Below are 13,452 nucleotides of genomic sequence, written 5' to 3'. Positions count from 1 at the left end.
TTATTACCCCTTCATGTTCGAATAGTTATCGGCATCGATGCTCTCCTTTTTGCGGAACAACATGATGACCATGGCAAAACCGACGCACGCCTCGGCGGCGGCAACGGCGATAGCGAACAGCGGAACCACCTGGCCCGCAATGCTCATGTCGGCAGGCAAGGTCTTTGCAAAACCGACAAAGCTCAAGTTCACGGCGTTCAGGGCAAGTTCAATGCCCATGAGCACAAAGAACATATTGCGGCGGGAAATCGCCACCATGAGGCCGATGGCGAAAATCGCCAAGGCGAGAATCTGAATAAATATAGGCTGGAGTTCCATTAGTGTTTTTCCTCCGTATTTTCAGACGCCACAGAGCCAAGGCGCTTTTTGGCGAGGAGCACAGCGGCGACCATAGCCGAAAGCAGCAAAAGACCGAGGACTTCAAAAAGCATAAAGTAACCCGGACCCGTCTGGGCCACGTCAAAGAGCGAACGGGAAGTGAGAGCCACAGAACCGCGAAGCGTCGCCGCGTCAAAGGCGAGCGGGGCACGGACCAGGGCAAAACCCACAAGGCCGGCAAGCACGATGACCGCAGGAATCACAAAGAGCGAGACCTTGTCGAACATGGGCGTGTGGCTATCGCGGGCGCCGTTCAGCACCATGATCACGAACGTCACGAGCATCATGATGGCTCCGGCGTAGACCATGATTTGCACAACTCCCAAAAACGGGCTCCCAACAAGGCCGTAAATACCGGCAAGGGAAACCATCGAGACGATGAGCGAAAGCCCACCATAAAGCGGATGACGGCTCAGGAGCACGCAAACCGCGGCACCCAAGGCGATGACCGCCAAGATAATGAAGTACAATAGAGCGAGCATTACTTAACCTCCATTCCCCAGACCTTGAGGGCCTCGGCATTTTTGGTTCCACCGGGGGCAACTTGGCTCTGGGCGTCTTCGGGGTAATCCGCCGGATCCCAGTCCGTGAGGTCGCTCAAGTGGGCCACAAATTCTTCGCGGGTGCGGTGTTCAAACACAATCTTCTTCGTATCCATACGAAGGGCGTCCACCGGGCAGGCTTCGACGCAAAGACCGCAGAACACGCAAGTCAAATGGTCAATGTCAAAGCGCATCACGCGCTTTTCGATGCGCGGGTCGTCGCTCTGGGTGGCCTCAATGAAAATGCAGTGCGCCGGACAGGCTGCCGCACACATGCCGCAAGCTACGCAACGGGGCGTGCCATCAGGGCGGAGCATCAAGCGGTGCTTGGCGCGGTAAGTGTTGCGGATTTCGGGTTGGCCTTCCGGGTAAGAAATCGTCGGGAGGGTCTCGTAGCGGAACAGACCGCGGGCCGCATGCTTCAAAGTGGTGAACAAGCCCCTAAGGCACTCAAAAATGTAGAGGCGTTCAATCCAGTTCATGGGTTTTTGTCTAATAACGCGAGCCATTAGTTACCTCCCAGGAGTTTCGCGATGACCGCAGTCACCACGAGATTCAGCAACGCAACGTTCAAGATGATCTTCCAGCCGAGGTTCATCACATGGTCGTAGCGGAAGCGCGGGAGTGTCCAGCGGACCCAAATCCACACCCAGCAGAAGAACACGCTCTTGACCACGAGCACGAGCAAGTGGATAAGCGCTGTGCCAACGGCAGTAGCAAGGCTGCCCACGGCCACGCCGTTCACCACAAAGTTCGCCGGGTTATAGAAGAACCAGGAGGCGACACCCAAGGCGACGAGCACAACAACCGCCACCCAGGCGACCAGCTTGTACAGCTTGTACTCTTGCAGCACGACCATGCGGTGCGTCTGCTTGGTCGCAGCGAGCTTTTTGGAATAACGGTAAAGCATGTGGAGGAAGGCGAGCACGAGGAACGCGAGGATTCCGCAAAGGATGGCGAGAGCGCCACCCATGTGGGCCTGCATGGTCTCGGTCGTCACGAACGGAACCGCATAGCCTCCCAAGAAGAGCGTTGCGATGAGGAAGCTGTTGATGCAAATGTGGGAGTATTCTCCCATGTAGAAGAGGCCGAACTGCATGGCGCCATATTCGGTATGGTAACCGGCGACCAGTTCGGGTTCACCTTCGGCAACGTCAAACGGGGCACGGCCGGTCTCGGCGATGCTTGCAATAAGGAAGCAGAAGAACGCCACCGGCTGGGCAACGATGCCCCACACGTGGTGTTCCTGCCAAGTCACGATGTCGGTCAGGTTGAAGGAACCCGCGAGGAGCAGCACGCCCATGAGGGAGAGGCCCAGGCAGACTTCGTAACTGATCGTCATGGAACTCGTACGCAGGGCACCGAGGAAAGTGTACTTGGACTTGGAAGCCCAACCCGCTAGAATCGCACCGAAGGCGGAAAGCGAAGAGAAGCCCATGAGCAAGAGCACGCCCACGTCGGAATCGATAATCGAGCCCGGAATGCGCACCATCTTGCCGCCCCAGTCGAACACCATCGGCCCGAACCACGGAATCACGCAGGGGCTCAAGAACACGATAGCGAACGGGATGGCCGGCGCCACGTAGTAGAGCACTCTGTTCACGCCCGCGGGCGCGAACATTTCCTTGAAGAACAGCTTGGTTCCATCGCACATGTTCTGCACATAGCCGAACAGGCGGATTTTGCCAAAGTAGGGAATCTTGATGTAGGAACGGTTCGGGCCTTGGCGGTCTTGCATAAAGCCAGCGCCGCGGCGTTCCATCGGGATCAAAAGAAGGATGTAAAGGACCGGCACAAAGCAGAAGGCGAACTTCGCTATGGTGATGACCCATTCAATCCAGGTTTTGGATTCAATAATATCCATTATGCGTTACCTCCTTCAAGGAGCTTGCCTGTGCTCTTGATGGCGTCGTAAGTCAAACCGGCAAGGACCGGAGCGAACTCGCCCGCCTTTTTGAACGCGGCGGCGGCGCTTTCGAACTTTTGGCCGGCGAGCGCCGAAACCACTTCGTAGGCAGCCGGGATGTTTTCGTCGGGGCAGACCGGGCAGGGGTTCAACTTTTGCAGAATGTTGAGGCAGTTCACCATGGTGCCCTGCACTTCGCTCCAGTGCTTCACACCAAGGGCGAGCGTCGCCTTTTTGGCGGTGGCATCGTCGAAGGCAGAGAGGGCGATGCGGCAGTTGAGCTTATCGAGCGTCTTCTCGACAGAGGGATCTTCGCCATAGAGATCGGCATTGAGCGTCAAAAGCGTTTCGAACTCGCCAATGCGCTTCACAAAGTCGGCCACGTCGGCAAAGCCCAAGAGTTTCATGCCGGCACGGTTCGCCACCGGGTCACCGCTCTTGGCGATGCCGTCGGGATTACCGACCTTGAGGAGACTTCCACCAAAGAGTTCCGCACGGTCACCGAGGGATTCCTTGAGGACGCGGAGAGCGGCAAGGTCTTCAATGGTGCAGGAGCCGCCGGCAACCAGGGCGATTTTCCCATTGCCGAAGGTGTAGTTCGAGATGTTCATCGAAGGCAAGCGGTTCTTGTTAAAGCCCTGGAAAGCGAGACGGCTCGTATTGGAGAGCCAGCTGCGGTTCACTTCGGGGTTGCAGCGCGGCATCACACGGTAGATGCGGCCGTCGGCATGGTCCAACCAAATGTTTGCGCCCAGGGAATCGTCCATCGAGATGGTCGGCGTGTGGCTCAAAAGCCATACGCGCTTCTGGAAGCGGAAGTACTTGGCGGTCATGGCGCCCGTGGGACACACATCCGTCACGCACAAGTCGTACTCGTGGTCCAGCTTTTCGCCCGGGAACGTGGTAATATAAGTGTGGTCGGCACGGCCGGCGAGCTGCAGCTGTTCGTCCTTCGCAATGCTTCGCATAAAGCGCACGCAGCGGTCGCACTGCACGCAGCGTTCTTCGTCAAGCAAAATGCGCGGACCAATGTCGACGTGCTTTCCGCCACGCACCTGGCCCTTCGCATCAATGAACTGGTGCTCGGGATTGCCGTGGTAGTTCTTGCCATATTCGGGGCGCATGCGGGATTCGTTCTGACCCGCTTCCATGTAGTTTTCTTGCAGGGTGCATTCACCGGCCTTGTCGCAAATCGGGCAATCGAGCGGGTGGTTCACCAGCATAAACTCCTGCGTCGCCTTGCGGGCGTTCTTCACGCGGGCGCTAGAGGCGGGCGTGTAGATTTTCATTCCCGGAGCGACCGGCGTATAGCATGCAATCACGAGCATGCGACCACGCGGGCCTTCCTGCTCCACCAGACACTGGCGGCAGTTACCCGATACCGGAAGGTAAGGATGGTAACATACGTGGGGAGTTTCAATCCCGACAGCCTTGAGGGCTTCGAGGAGGTTCGTATCGCCAGGAACCATCACCGGCTTGTCGTCCACGAAGATTTCCACCTTCGGGCTATTCTCGGTCGGGAGTTTCGGCATGTTGTAGTAGTTACTCATAATATTACCAGAAAATTCCAGGACGATAGGTTTCTTGGATACGCGGCTTGGCGTGATCCGGGTTCTTTGCAATATACTCGTCGAAGTCGCTACGGAACTTCGCGCTGTAGGCGCCCACCGGCCCGCCCAGTGAAATAGAGAGCGGGCAAATGGTGACGCCACCGAAACCACCGCAGAGGCTCTGCATCAATTCCACATCGCCGTCGTGCCCGTTGCCGGCCACGATCTGGTTCAAAATGCGGTGCAACAGGCCAGTCCCCTCGCGGCACGGAGTGCACTGGCCGCAGGATTCGTGGCTGTAGAAGTTGCCAAGGCAGTTGAGCAGGTCCACCATGTTGTGCGTATCGTTGATAATGATCATGGCGCCCGAACCGAACATCGTCTTCATGGAGGCGAGGCATTCGTAGTCCATGGTGGCGACAGCCGCTTCTTCCGCAGTCAGCGGAGCGCAAGAGGATCCGCCCGGCAACACGGCCTTGAGCTTGCCGCCCACGACACCACCGGCGTAGTCGTTGATCATTGTCATCATCGGAGTGCCGAGAGGAGCCTCGTACACGCCCGGATTCTTCACGTCGCCACTGATGCAGAACACCTTCGTGCCACCGGCACGGGGCGTACCCATCTTGGCGTATTCGCTCGGGTCGTGTTGCAAAATCCACGGGAGGCTCATGATGGTCTCCACGTTGTTCACGCAGGTCGGGGACTTCCACGCACCGGAGACCGCCGGGAAAGGCGGTTTGAGTCGCGGCTGTCCCTTCTGGCCTTCGAGGGAGTTGATCAAGGCCGTTTCTTCACCGCAAATGTAGGCACCGGCACCGCGATGCACAAAGATGTCGAAACTGAACTTGGTCCCACAAATGTTCTCGCCGAGGTAGCCCGCAGCATAAGCCTGGTTGAGCGCCTTGTTCAAGCTCTCGATGCACGGGAGGAATTCGCCGCGCACGTAAATGTAGGCAGCACGGGAACCGAGCGCCCACGCGGCGATAATCAAGCCTTCGATAAGGCGGTGTGGATCTTCCATCATGAGGAAGTGGTCCTTGAACGTACCACCTTCGCCTTCGTCCGCGTTCACCACGATGTAGACGGGCTTGCCGGAATTGCGGGGCACGAAGCTCCACTTCATGCCCGTGGGGAAGCCTGCACCGCCGCGGCCACGGAGGTTAGAACGCTGCACGTAGTCGATGAGCTCGAACTGGCTCATCTCGAACAGGCGTTCGGAAATATTCGCATAGCCGCCCAGCTTCTTGTAGACTTCAATGTCCTGGGCGCCCTTGCCAAAGTTCTGCGTACAAACTTTTACTACTTCAGCCATAATTACTTAGCCTCCTCTACCGGAGCGGGCTTCTGGGTAGCCTCCGCTTCCTTGGAAGGTTTTGCCGTACGTTCACCAGAGGTGGCGATCATGCGGTACACGTCGCCGACCTTGCCGGCGACATCCACAAAGACCTTGTCCTTAACGCCGGGCTCGCCCACCACTTCCCACTTGCTGCCGTTCTTCTTTTCGACAACAAGCTTGGTGAATTCAGGAGCGCCCTTCCACGTAAGCGAAGCACCCGCTTCGTCGGCTTCGGCCTTTACATTCAAAACAGGAGAAGGAGGCGCATAGTCGGCGACCTGCGGCTTCGCTGTCGCACCGGGGGCGCCCGGGTGACCGCAATGCCCCTTCACCACACCGCCCAGCACATCGTGCTTGGGCATGTTGTTCTCGTGGGCATAGCACCACTTCAAAATACGGGTGATACTTTCTTGAGTAAGAGTCGTCCCCGGCTTCATCACCAACTGGTCGTTCTCGACGTCGGTCGCAAAGTCGTCGTTCACCAGCATCATGGGACCATTGCCGCAAGAGCCCAGGCATTCCACCTGGAGAATAGTGAACAAGCCGTCGGGGGTCGTCTCGCCGGTCTTGATGTTGAGGGCATTTTCCACATACGAGATCAGGCTCGGAGCTCCCTTGATGGTGCAGCTGATGTTGCGGCAGAACTGCAACAGGAACTTGCCCTTGGGAGCGTGGTTGTACATGGTATAGAAGGTGGCAACGCCCAAGGCATGGGCGGGAGCGCAACCGCAAACGCCGGCAGCCCAACGAATGCCCTCGCGCGGGACCCAGCCGAACACGCCCTGCACCAGCCAAAGCACTTCGAGCAGAGCCCCTTGCCCTTCCGGGTAACGGCTGAGCAAGTCGGCACAGCGTTCCTTGATTTCGGGAGTATTGAGCTTTTCGAGCACTTCCTTTGTAGGCGGCTGCGGCACGGCCTTGTGCACATGGCCAAAGGTATCGGCGGCGTCGGCCGGAGCCGAGATTGGCTGTTCCGGACGGTCGAACTTCAAACGATTGTTCGATACAAATTGAACTGCACCAGTAATATGTTCTCTCATCGGTCAAGTTCTCCAGCAATGATGTTCAGGCCAGAAAGTACGGCCATCGAGTCGGCCAGCTGGCCTCCTTCCACCAGTTCGTGGAACGCGGCAAACTGTGTAAGGCAGGGCGGGCGCACCTTGATGCGGTACGGGTGGCCACTGCCGTCACTAATGATGGTAAAGCCGAGTTCGCCGTTGGCGCACTCGCTGCCGCAATAGAACTCACCTTCGGGAACACGCACGCCCTCGTACACACTCTTGAAGCGGCCAATGAGGCCCTCCATGTCCTGATAGGCGAGCTTGTGCGCCGGCACGCGGATACGCGGGTCCACGATATCGACCGGGCCCGGAGTGAGGCGTTTGAGCGCCTGGCGCACAATCTTCACAGATTCTTCGATTTCGGCGAGGCGCACCTGCAGGCGGTCGTTGCAGTCGCCCTGGGTGCCGACCACGACTTCCCAGTCGTAGGTCTCATAATCGTAATAGGGTTCGTCCTTGCGCAGGTCGCTCGCCACACCGCAGGCGCGCAGGCACGGGCCCGTCCAGCCGTAGCTGATGGCCTTCTCGGCAGAGATCTTGCCGATGCCCACGGTACGGTCGAGGAAGATGCGGTTCCTATCCAAGCAGGCGTGCAAGTCCTTGAGCGCCTTCTCGGTCGAGTCGAGGGCAGCGAGCACATCCTGCTCAAAGCCTTCGTAGCTGTCGCGGTAGAGGCCGCCAATACGGGCAAAGCTGTTCGTAAGGCGTGCGCCCGTGAGCTTTTCCCAAATGCACATGATTTCTTCGCGCGGGTTGAATGCGTACATGAACGGAGTCGTGCCGCCCAAGTCCTGGAACGCCGCGGCGACGCACACAAAGTGGTCGTTAATGCGGCTGAGCTCGTTCACAATCACGCGGAGAACCTTGCAGCGGTCCGGGATATCCACGCCGAACATCTTTTCGACCGTGCGGCAGTAGGCAATGTTGTTCATGATGGCCGAGCAATAGTTGAGGCGGTCCGTGTAGGGCACCACCTGCTGCCAGGTGCCGCGTTCCACCATCTTTTCGAACCCGCGGTGCAGGTAGCCGATTTCCTCAACGCTCGCGACGATGGTTTCACCGTCCATAGCCGCCATAAAACGCAAGCAGCCGTGAGTCGCCGGATGGGAAGGCCCCACGTTCAAGGGCATCAAATTCAGTTTTTCACCATTTTTGTCCAGTACTATCATGCCTGCACACTCCCTTCCAAAAATTCATCGGGATTGGGTTCCACTTCCTTGGAGCGCTTGACCACCTTGTAACCCAAGGTCTCGAGGCGCTTTTCCAGTTCCGGGAGCAAAAAGTCGTTTGTCGAGAGCCACTGGCGCTTTTGGGCGGGATAGTCCTTGCGCAGCGGGTGGCCCACGAACTCCACGTGGTTCAACAAGCGGCGGAGGTCCGGGTGGCCTTCGAACACAATGCCGAACTGGTCCCAGGTCTCGCGCTCATACCAGTTGGCGTTCGCATAAAGGTCACTAATGGTCGGGACCTTCAGGTTGCCCTCGGAGACCAGCACCTTGAGACGGATGCGAAGCCCCGGCTGGGACATGCTCTTGAGGGCGTAGGCGACCGCAAAGCGAGGTCCCTCGTGATTGGGGTACGTCAGGTAGTCGATACCGGCGATGTCCACGAGCATCTCGAACTTGGGGTCGGACTCGTCACGTAAATACTGCACCACGTTGTGGAGGTAATTTGCAGAAACTACCGCCGTCACGCCCCATTTGTCGAGCGATTCGCGCTTGACGCCGAACTTTTCTTCCAGGACAGCGAAGATTTCTTCAACGGTCTTCATCTTCTACTCCTTCCAGAATTGCACTTTCTTTGCGATTTCCTGTTCCTTGGAAACCACAAAATCCTTGATGTCCACGACCTTCTCGTGGGCAAGTTCCTTGACTTCAGCCTTCGCCTCGGCCGTCTTGGCCTTGATCATTTCGAGCTGTTCCTTGACACGTTCCGCACGCTGTTTCATGTACGACTCGTCCTTGATCTTGTTCTGCAGGTCGAACATGGCGTCAAAGAACGCCTCCGGACGGCTGGGGCAACCACCCATGTAGACGTCGACCGGGATAATGTGGTCAATGCCCGGCACCGTGCAGTAGCAGTCGTAAAAACCGCCGGAGCAGGCGCAGGCGCCCATCGCAATCACCCAGCGCGGTTCCGCCATCTGCTCGTAGATGCGCTTTAAAATCGGGGCCTGCTTGTAGGTGATGGTCCCCGACACCAAAAGCACGTCGGACTGGCGCGGCGTAAAGCGGACGTATTCGGAACCAATACGGGAAAGGTCGTAGCGGCCCACTTCGGTACTCATGAATTCGATTGCACAACAGGCCGTACCATAAGGGAACGGCCAAAGGGAGTTCGTACGGCCCCAGTTGACAATAAAGTCAAGCGAGGACGTAATGATGTTTGGCTTTTCTGCCTCAGCTGTCATAGAGCTTTACCTCGTAAAATTCGCGTGTAAAGATAGATTTTTAGCCCCCAAGCCACTACCTCGCCGGGCTTTCAGAAGTTGTAAAAAACTGCCCAAATTATGACCGTCAAAGCGCCCCCGGCAAGGGGGACAACCCGTAACCCGTTGAACATCAAAAAGATAGGTCGCACAAACCCGAGGGAAATCCCTTTTACCGACCCACCCTTTAAAGGCAAGCCCCATTATTTCTACATTTGGCCTCCAAATGAGCGAAGCGCTAAAGAATTCCAGAATCAACTCCATGGGCACTTCGAGCATCGGCAGGCTCATTTTGCAGTTCTCGGTGCCCGCCATCATCAGCATGCTCGTCGAGGCCCTCTATAATATAGTGGACCGCTATTTTGTGGGCCAGGGGGTCGGCTACCTCGGCATCGGCGGCATCACCATCTGCTTCCCCATCGTGCTGTTCATCTCGGCCATGTCCATGATCATTGGCGTCGGGAGCAACACGCTCTTTGCCATCCGCCTCGGCGAAAAAAAGTACGAGCAGGCATCCATCATCATGAACCACGGCTTTATGCTGCTCGTCATCATGGCCGTCGCGGCCTTTGTGCTCGGCGAGTCGTTCATGTCCCCCATTTTGAGGCTCCTCGGGGCAAGTGACGAGCTCATGCCCTACGCCAGCTCCTACATGCGCATTGTTCTTTGCGGGGTGCTGTTCCAAACGATCACCCCCGGCATGAACCACTTCATCCGTAGCATGGGGCACCCCAAAACAGCCATGTTCCGCGTGATGATTGGCGCTGGGACCAACGTGATTCTGGACTGGCTCTTTATCATGGTGTTCAAGTGGGGCATCCAGGGCGCCGCCTGGGCGACCGTGCTCTCGCAGCTCGTGGGGAGCATTTTCGTGATGCAGTTCTTCCTCAAAAAGAGCACCCCCATCAAGTTCCGCACCCGCTACATGAAACTCAAGTTCGTGTACGTGCGCAAGATTTTCATTTTGGGACTCCCTCCCTCCGTGATGCAAATCTCGGCGAGCCTCATGAACGCGATCCTCGCCAAGAGCCTCACCACCTACGGGAGCACCTACACATTCAAAGGCGGCCTCGTGGGCGGCGACATGGCGATTTCGGCGTTCGGCATCTTGAACAGTATCGCCACGGTGGTCTTGTTCCCGGTGCTCGGCTTTGTGCACGGCATGCAGCCCATCATTGGCTACAACTACGGCGCCAGGCTATTCAACCGCGTGCGGGAGACCATGAAGATTGCACTTCTGTACTCCACGAGCTTTGTACTCACCGCGTATGCTATTTTGCAGTGGAACTGCGAGTTCTTTATCGCCCCATTCGCCGCAGGCGACGAGCGCCTACTGGAGATTGCCGCCTGGGGGCTCCGCATCTTCATGGGCGCCATGTTCATGATCCCCCTCGGCATGACGGCAGGAAGCTTTTTCCAAGGGACAGGAAAGGCAGGTCGTTCACTATTCCTGAACGCCTGCCGTCAAATCATCCTGTTTATACCGTTCCTCTTGATTATGCCGCATTTCTTTGGCCTCAAGGGAGTGTTTATCGCGCAGCCCATCGCCGATACCGGCGCCGCCATTCTCGGCCTCACCTTGATGAAGCTCGAGATGCGCAAGATGCCGCTTACTTGAACGTCACCAGCTGCTTGCCGCGGCCCACGCGCACAATGTACGTGCCCGCATGCGGCAAAGTCACCTTGGTCTCGGCGGAGTTCACTGTTCCCTGCTTGACAACGGTCCCCATCAAGTCCATGACCGCGAATTTCTTGGTCTTGGGTTTGTCGGAGCTCTCTTCAAAGACAATCGCGAAGGTGAACGGAGCCACCAGCTTGATTCTGAAGGTGGGTTCCGCGAAATCGGCTTCGTCATCGGAATCGTCATCCACATTCTTACTATCGCTGGAGCCCTTACTGTCCCCAGAACCCTTGCTGTCGCTAGAGCCTTTGCTATCGCTGGACGTTCCCGTAGAATCCGCTTTCTGAGCTTCTTCTTTTTCCTTCTCTTCATCTTCAATAAGGACTTCTTCCGTCTTGAAGAAGGACACGGTGACTTTTTGACTAGAACCAACGAGGGCGATGTCAAATTTTTGTACAGAGTCGCCTTTGTCCAGAGCGTCCAAAACAACAAATACCGTATCTACACCCGCAGGCCCCACGGTTCTTGTTACACCAGAAGAAACGTTCACAAGGCCGCCCGTTTCAGAAGTAGCGACAGCACGAATCTTTGCCGGCAACACCAACGCGTAGCTAAGGCCTGCGGCGTTTGTCAAATCCATTTTTAACGCACTATCGCAAACAGATGCGTCTGCACACGGATCTACATACGAAGATATATACAGCGGGACAGCCTCGCCCTCAAGCGCCCTAGATACAAACTGGTATTTGGTTCCCTCGGGAGTTATCGCGTCTCTAGTCGCAATGCCGAGCCCACCGTTGACTACAAAGGATATTTTATGCGTTTTATCACCTAGTTTCACTTGCAAGGCGTAACGCCCCACATCAAGTGTACACTTTTCGCTATAAATCACAGGATTTGAAGAATTAGTGAGGTCGATGCAGCCATAATGCACAAGGCCTAATTCCAGTTGATTCTCTATAACTTTTCCGTCTTCTCCGAGCAAGGAGTACTCGAGCTCCATTTTTAATGGCTCCACAGTGCAAACTGTATCCATTTCTGGATCAGCACTCAAGCGACTCGCGCATCCCGGGTCCTTATACTGAATCGAGCATACGGAATACGAATCCCCATTCTCACTCTTAACCACCTTCAGTTCCGGCTTAGGCTGAGTAAAGTGGACATTTGTTTCGACCTTGACATTACTCATAGTCGTACGGCGATCGCAGAAGAACAAGTCAAAGTCATAAGATTGCCCCGGCACAAGCTTTCCACTTTTCCCCTTAAAAGAGTCCAGTTTTACAAAGCCCGGAGCAGCCAAATGCGTACCGCCAAGATCCACCGCCAGCTGATTGTCGACAAATACCCAAATATCGTCATCACCGCGGATGCTAAAGATCTGGCCAGGCTGGTATACGAACCTGGAATGGGATTCAAAGCAGAAATGCTGGTTACGGCCACCCGTTCCCGACGCATTTTCTTTTGAAACCCAGCGGATACTTGCATTAGCCCCCGCCCCCGCCAATGTTTCTGTACCTTCTACTATCAAAGGCCAACCTGCGGGTCGGGAATCTGCACAATACGAGCCCCAGCACCATGCTTTGTTAAAACTTTCCGACATAGGCAAGTGCAGAATCGTATTCAAATCATCTCCGTCAGCATACAGTCCTTCGCAATTCATGCCACCGGACCATCCCGGGCCATTGCACAAAAGATCTTGGCGAGGGAAGTCTTCTTCAATTTCAGGATCAACGGCCCTCAGGTAGGGGTGCATGTATACGGGGCCTTCGGCGGTACGCTTGAATCTTGCATACGGAACAGGAGTCTGCGAGCTGGAAGCCAACAAAATCGTTTCATCCGTTGTAAGTTCCAGAGGGTAAAAACCTCCGACAATCGGAGTTCCCTCCCCCTGGAAATAATCCGAGTTAAACATCCACCGGTTTTTTTCTGTTTTTGTCAAAGGCAAGTCGTAACACGACATTTCGTTCACGCCATTCGTTTGATTGAAAAGCATGTTAAAGATTTCGTCACTGGGGAAGCACTTTTTGGCATTGGCGGAACCGGACAAGTGGGGCTTTTTATCGGCACCCAATGTATCCTTCACAATCCCCGTCGTAACGCCAATACAGTTTTTTACATAATCCTGAGCGACATTGGAACTCAGTCCCAGCGCCCCGTTTTGGCAGCCTTCCATAGAAGGATAAACAGCACAAGAGAATGACGGATGCAGCATGGCGTCGGTATCGTAGATTACCGCCGAAAGCACATACGAGCATACGCCCTCCACCATAGGATCCGTAGTATAAATCCCTTGAGTATTGTTGTCCGGAATGTAGTTGGCATCGGAAACAAAGAAAATATTATCATTCAATTCAAACAGAAATCTCAAGGGTATAAGAGTGGGCTTCCCGGTCTCTTGTAAACCATTCAAGCCAAGACCTTCATCCGCAGTAATAGCATCGCTACGCAAAAAGAGAACGTCATTCGTCGCCTTTTCACCGAAAAACACGTAATAGTACCAACCGCAACGGTTCATGTCCACCTTCATGGGCTTTGGAATTTGTCCCTTTTTTAGTTGAAAATCCAGGTCTCCAACTGGTGTAAATCTAGGCTATTAGCGCTTCATTGTCAAGTAGTTTCATGCTCTTTTC

Annotated in this window: 11 protein-coding genes and 1 pseudogene; 1 reads left to right on the top strand and 11 read right to left on the bottom strand. The window is 55.6% G+C overall.

All coding sequences use genetic code 11. From position 1 onward, the window contains the following. Positions 1-3 precede the first annotated feature (3 nt). The 10 genes and pseudogenes from nuoK to BUB55_RS10290 all read right to left on the bottom strand — a co-directional run. On the bottom strand, positions 4-318 hold the full coding sequence (gene nuoK, locus BUB55_RS10335) for an NADH-quinone oxidoreductase subunit NuoK (protein WP_073190858.1): 315 nt from the start codon (positions 316-318) through the stop codon (positions 4-6). Next, positions 318-860: an NADH-quinone oxidoreductase subunit J family protein gene (locus BUB55_RS10330; protein ID WP_073190856.1), complete on the bottom strand. Its 543-nt coding sequence runs from the start codon at positions 858-860 to the stop codon at positions 318-320. Before BUB55_RS10330 ends, nuoK begins: the two co-directional genes overlap by 1 nt. Next, complete coding sequence (locus BUB55_RS10325) at positions 860-1,429, bottom strand: NuoI/complex I 23 kDa subunit family protein (protein ID WP_234971898.1); 570 nt, start codon at positions 1,427-1,429, stop codon at positions 860-862. The genes BUB55_RS10330 and BUB55_RS10325 overlap by 1 nt, the downstream gene beginning before the upstream one ends. Next, positions 1,429-2,784: a complex I subunit 1/NuoH family protein gene (locus BUB55_RS10320; RefSeq protein WP_073190849.1), complete on the bottom strand. Its 1,356-nt coding sequence runs from the start codon at positions 2,782-2,784 to the stop codon at positions 1,429-1,431. The genes BUB55_RS10325 and BUB55_RS10320 overlap by 1 nt, the downstream gene beginning before the upstream one ends. After that, on the bottom strand, positions 2,784-4,376 hold the full coding sequence (locus BUB55_RS10315) for an NADH-quinone oxidoreductase subunit G (RefSeq protein ID WP_073190846.1): 1,593 nt from the start codon (positions 4,374-4,376) through the stop codon (positions 2,784-2,786). Before BUB55_RS10315 ends, BUB55_RS10320 begins: the two co-directional genes overlap by 1 nt. 4 nt (positions 4,377-4,380) lie before the next feature. Further along, on the bottom strand, positions 4,381-5,688 hold the full coding sequence (gene nuoF / locus BUB55_RS10310; RefSeq protein WP_073190843.1) for an NADH-quinone oxidoreductase subunit NuoF: 1,308 nt from the start codon (positions 5,686-5,688) through the stop codon (positions 4,381-4,383). A gap of 2 nt (positions 5,689-5,690) precedes the next feature. Beyond that, on the bottom strand, positions 5,691-6,752 hold the full coding sequence (locus BUB55_RS10305; protein WP_073190841.1) for an NADH-quinone oxidoreductase subunit NuoE family protein: 1,062 nt from the start codon (positions 6,750-6,752) through the stop codon (positions 5,691-5,693). Then, positions 6,749-7,942, bottom strand: coding sequence for an NADH-quinone oxidoreductase subunit D (locus tag BUB55_RS10300; protein WP_073190838.1), 1,194 nt, complete (start codon positions 7,940-7,942; stop codon positions 6,749-6,751). The genes BUB55_RS10305 and BUB55_RS10300 overlap by 4 nt, the downstream gene beginning before the upstream one ends. Next, entirely contained in the window at positions 7,939-8,544 is a 606-nt protein-coding gene (locus tag BUB55_RS10295; RefSeq protein WP_073190836.1) for an NADH-quinone oxidoreductase subunit C, read from the bottom strand. The genes BUB55_RS10300 and BUB55_RS10295 overlap by 4 nt, the downstream gene beginning before the upstream one ends. A gap of 138 nt (positions 8,545-8,682) precedes the next feature. Further along, a pseudogene (locus tag BUB55_RS10290) lies at positions 8,683-9,183 on the bottom strand (NADH-quinone oxidoreductase subunit B); the annotation flags it as partial. A 244-nt stretch (positions 9,184-9,427) separates the two neighbouring features. On the opposite strand from BUB55_RS10290, the gene BUB55_RS10285 reads away from it, so the two are divergent. Further along, positions 9,428-10,819 carry an MATE family efflux transporter gene (locus BUB55_RS10285; RefSeq protein WP_073190830.1) on the top strand — a complete coding sequence of 464 codons (1,392 nt, stop codon included), beginning with the start codon at positions 9,428-9,430 and terminating at the stop codon, positions 10,817-10,819. Here the strand turns inward: BUB55_RS10285 and BUB55_RS10280 are convergent. Next, complete coding sequence (locus BUB55_RS10280; protein WP_159431964.1) at positions 10,812-13,337, bottom strand: fibro-slime domain-containing protein; 2,526 nt, start codon at positions 13,335-13,337, stop codon at positions 10,812-10,814. The two genes, BUB55_RS10285 and BUB55_RS10280, sit on opposite strands and share 8 nt — an antisense overlap. Positions 13,338-13,452: the final 115 nt, after the last annotated feature.

The sequence above is a fragment of the Fibrobacter sp. UWP2 genome, assembly GCF_900141705.1.
Classification (GTDB): Bacteria; Fibrobacterota; Fibrobacteria; order Fibrobacterales; family Fibrobacteraceae; genus Fibrobacter.
This window is presented reverse-complemented; position numbering and strand designations above follow the sequence as displayed.

Excerpts from the sequence above, each read along its gene's own strand:
- nuoK (WP_073190858.1), bottom strand. The coding sequence starts at position 318 with ATGGAACTCCAGCCTATATTTATTCAGATTCTCGCCTTGGCGATTTTC.
- BUB55_RS10330 (WP_073190856.1), bottom strand. The coding sequence starts at position 860 with ATGCTCGCTCTATTGTACTTCATTATCTTGGCGGTCATCGCCTTGGGT.
- BUB55_RS10325 (WP_234971898.1), bottom strand. The coding sequence starts at position 1,429 with ATGGCTCGCGTTATTAGACAAAAACCCATGAACTGGATTGAACGCCTC.
- BUB55_RS10320 (WP_073190849.1), bottom strand. The coding sequence starts at position 2,784 with ATGGATATTATTGAATCCAAAACCTGGATTGAATGGGTCATCACCATA.
- BUB55_RS10315 (WP_073190846.1), bottom strand. The coding sequence starts at position 4,376 with ATGAGTAACTACTACAACATGCCGAAACTCCCGACCGAGAATAGCCCG.
- nuoF (WP_073190843.1), bottom strand. The coding sequence starts at position 5,688 with ATGGCTGAAGTAGTAAAAGTTTGTACGCAGAACTTTGGCAAGGGCGCC.
- BUB55_RS10305 (WP_073190841.1), bottom strand. The coding sequence starts at position 6,752 with ATGAGAGAACATATTACTGGTGCAGTTCAATTTGTATCGAACAATCGT.
- BUB55_RS10300 (WP_073190838.1), bottom strand. The coding sequence starts at position 7,942 with ATGATAGTACTGGACAAAAATGGTGAAAAACTGAATTTGATGCCCTTG.
- BUB55_RS10295 (WP_073190836.1), bottom strand. The coding sequence starts at position 8,544 with ATGAAGACCGTTGAAGAAATCTTCGCTGTCCTGGAAGAAAAGTTCGGC.
- BUB55_RS10285 (WP_073190830.1), top strand. The coding sequence starts at position 9,428 with ATGAGCGAAGCGCTAAAGAATTCCAGAATCAACTCCATGGGCACTTCG.
- BUB55_RS10280 (WP_159431964.1), bottom strand. The coding sequence starts at position 13,337 with ATGAACCGTTGCGGTTGGTACTATTACGTGTTTTTCGGTGAAAAGGCG.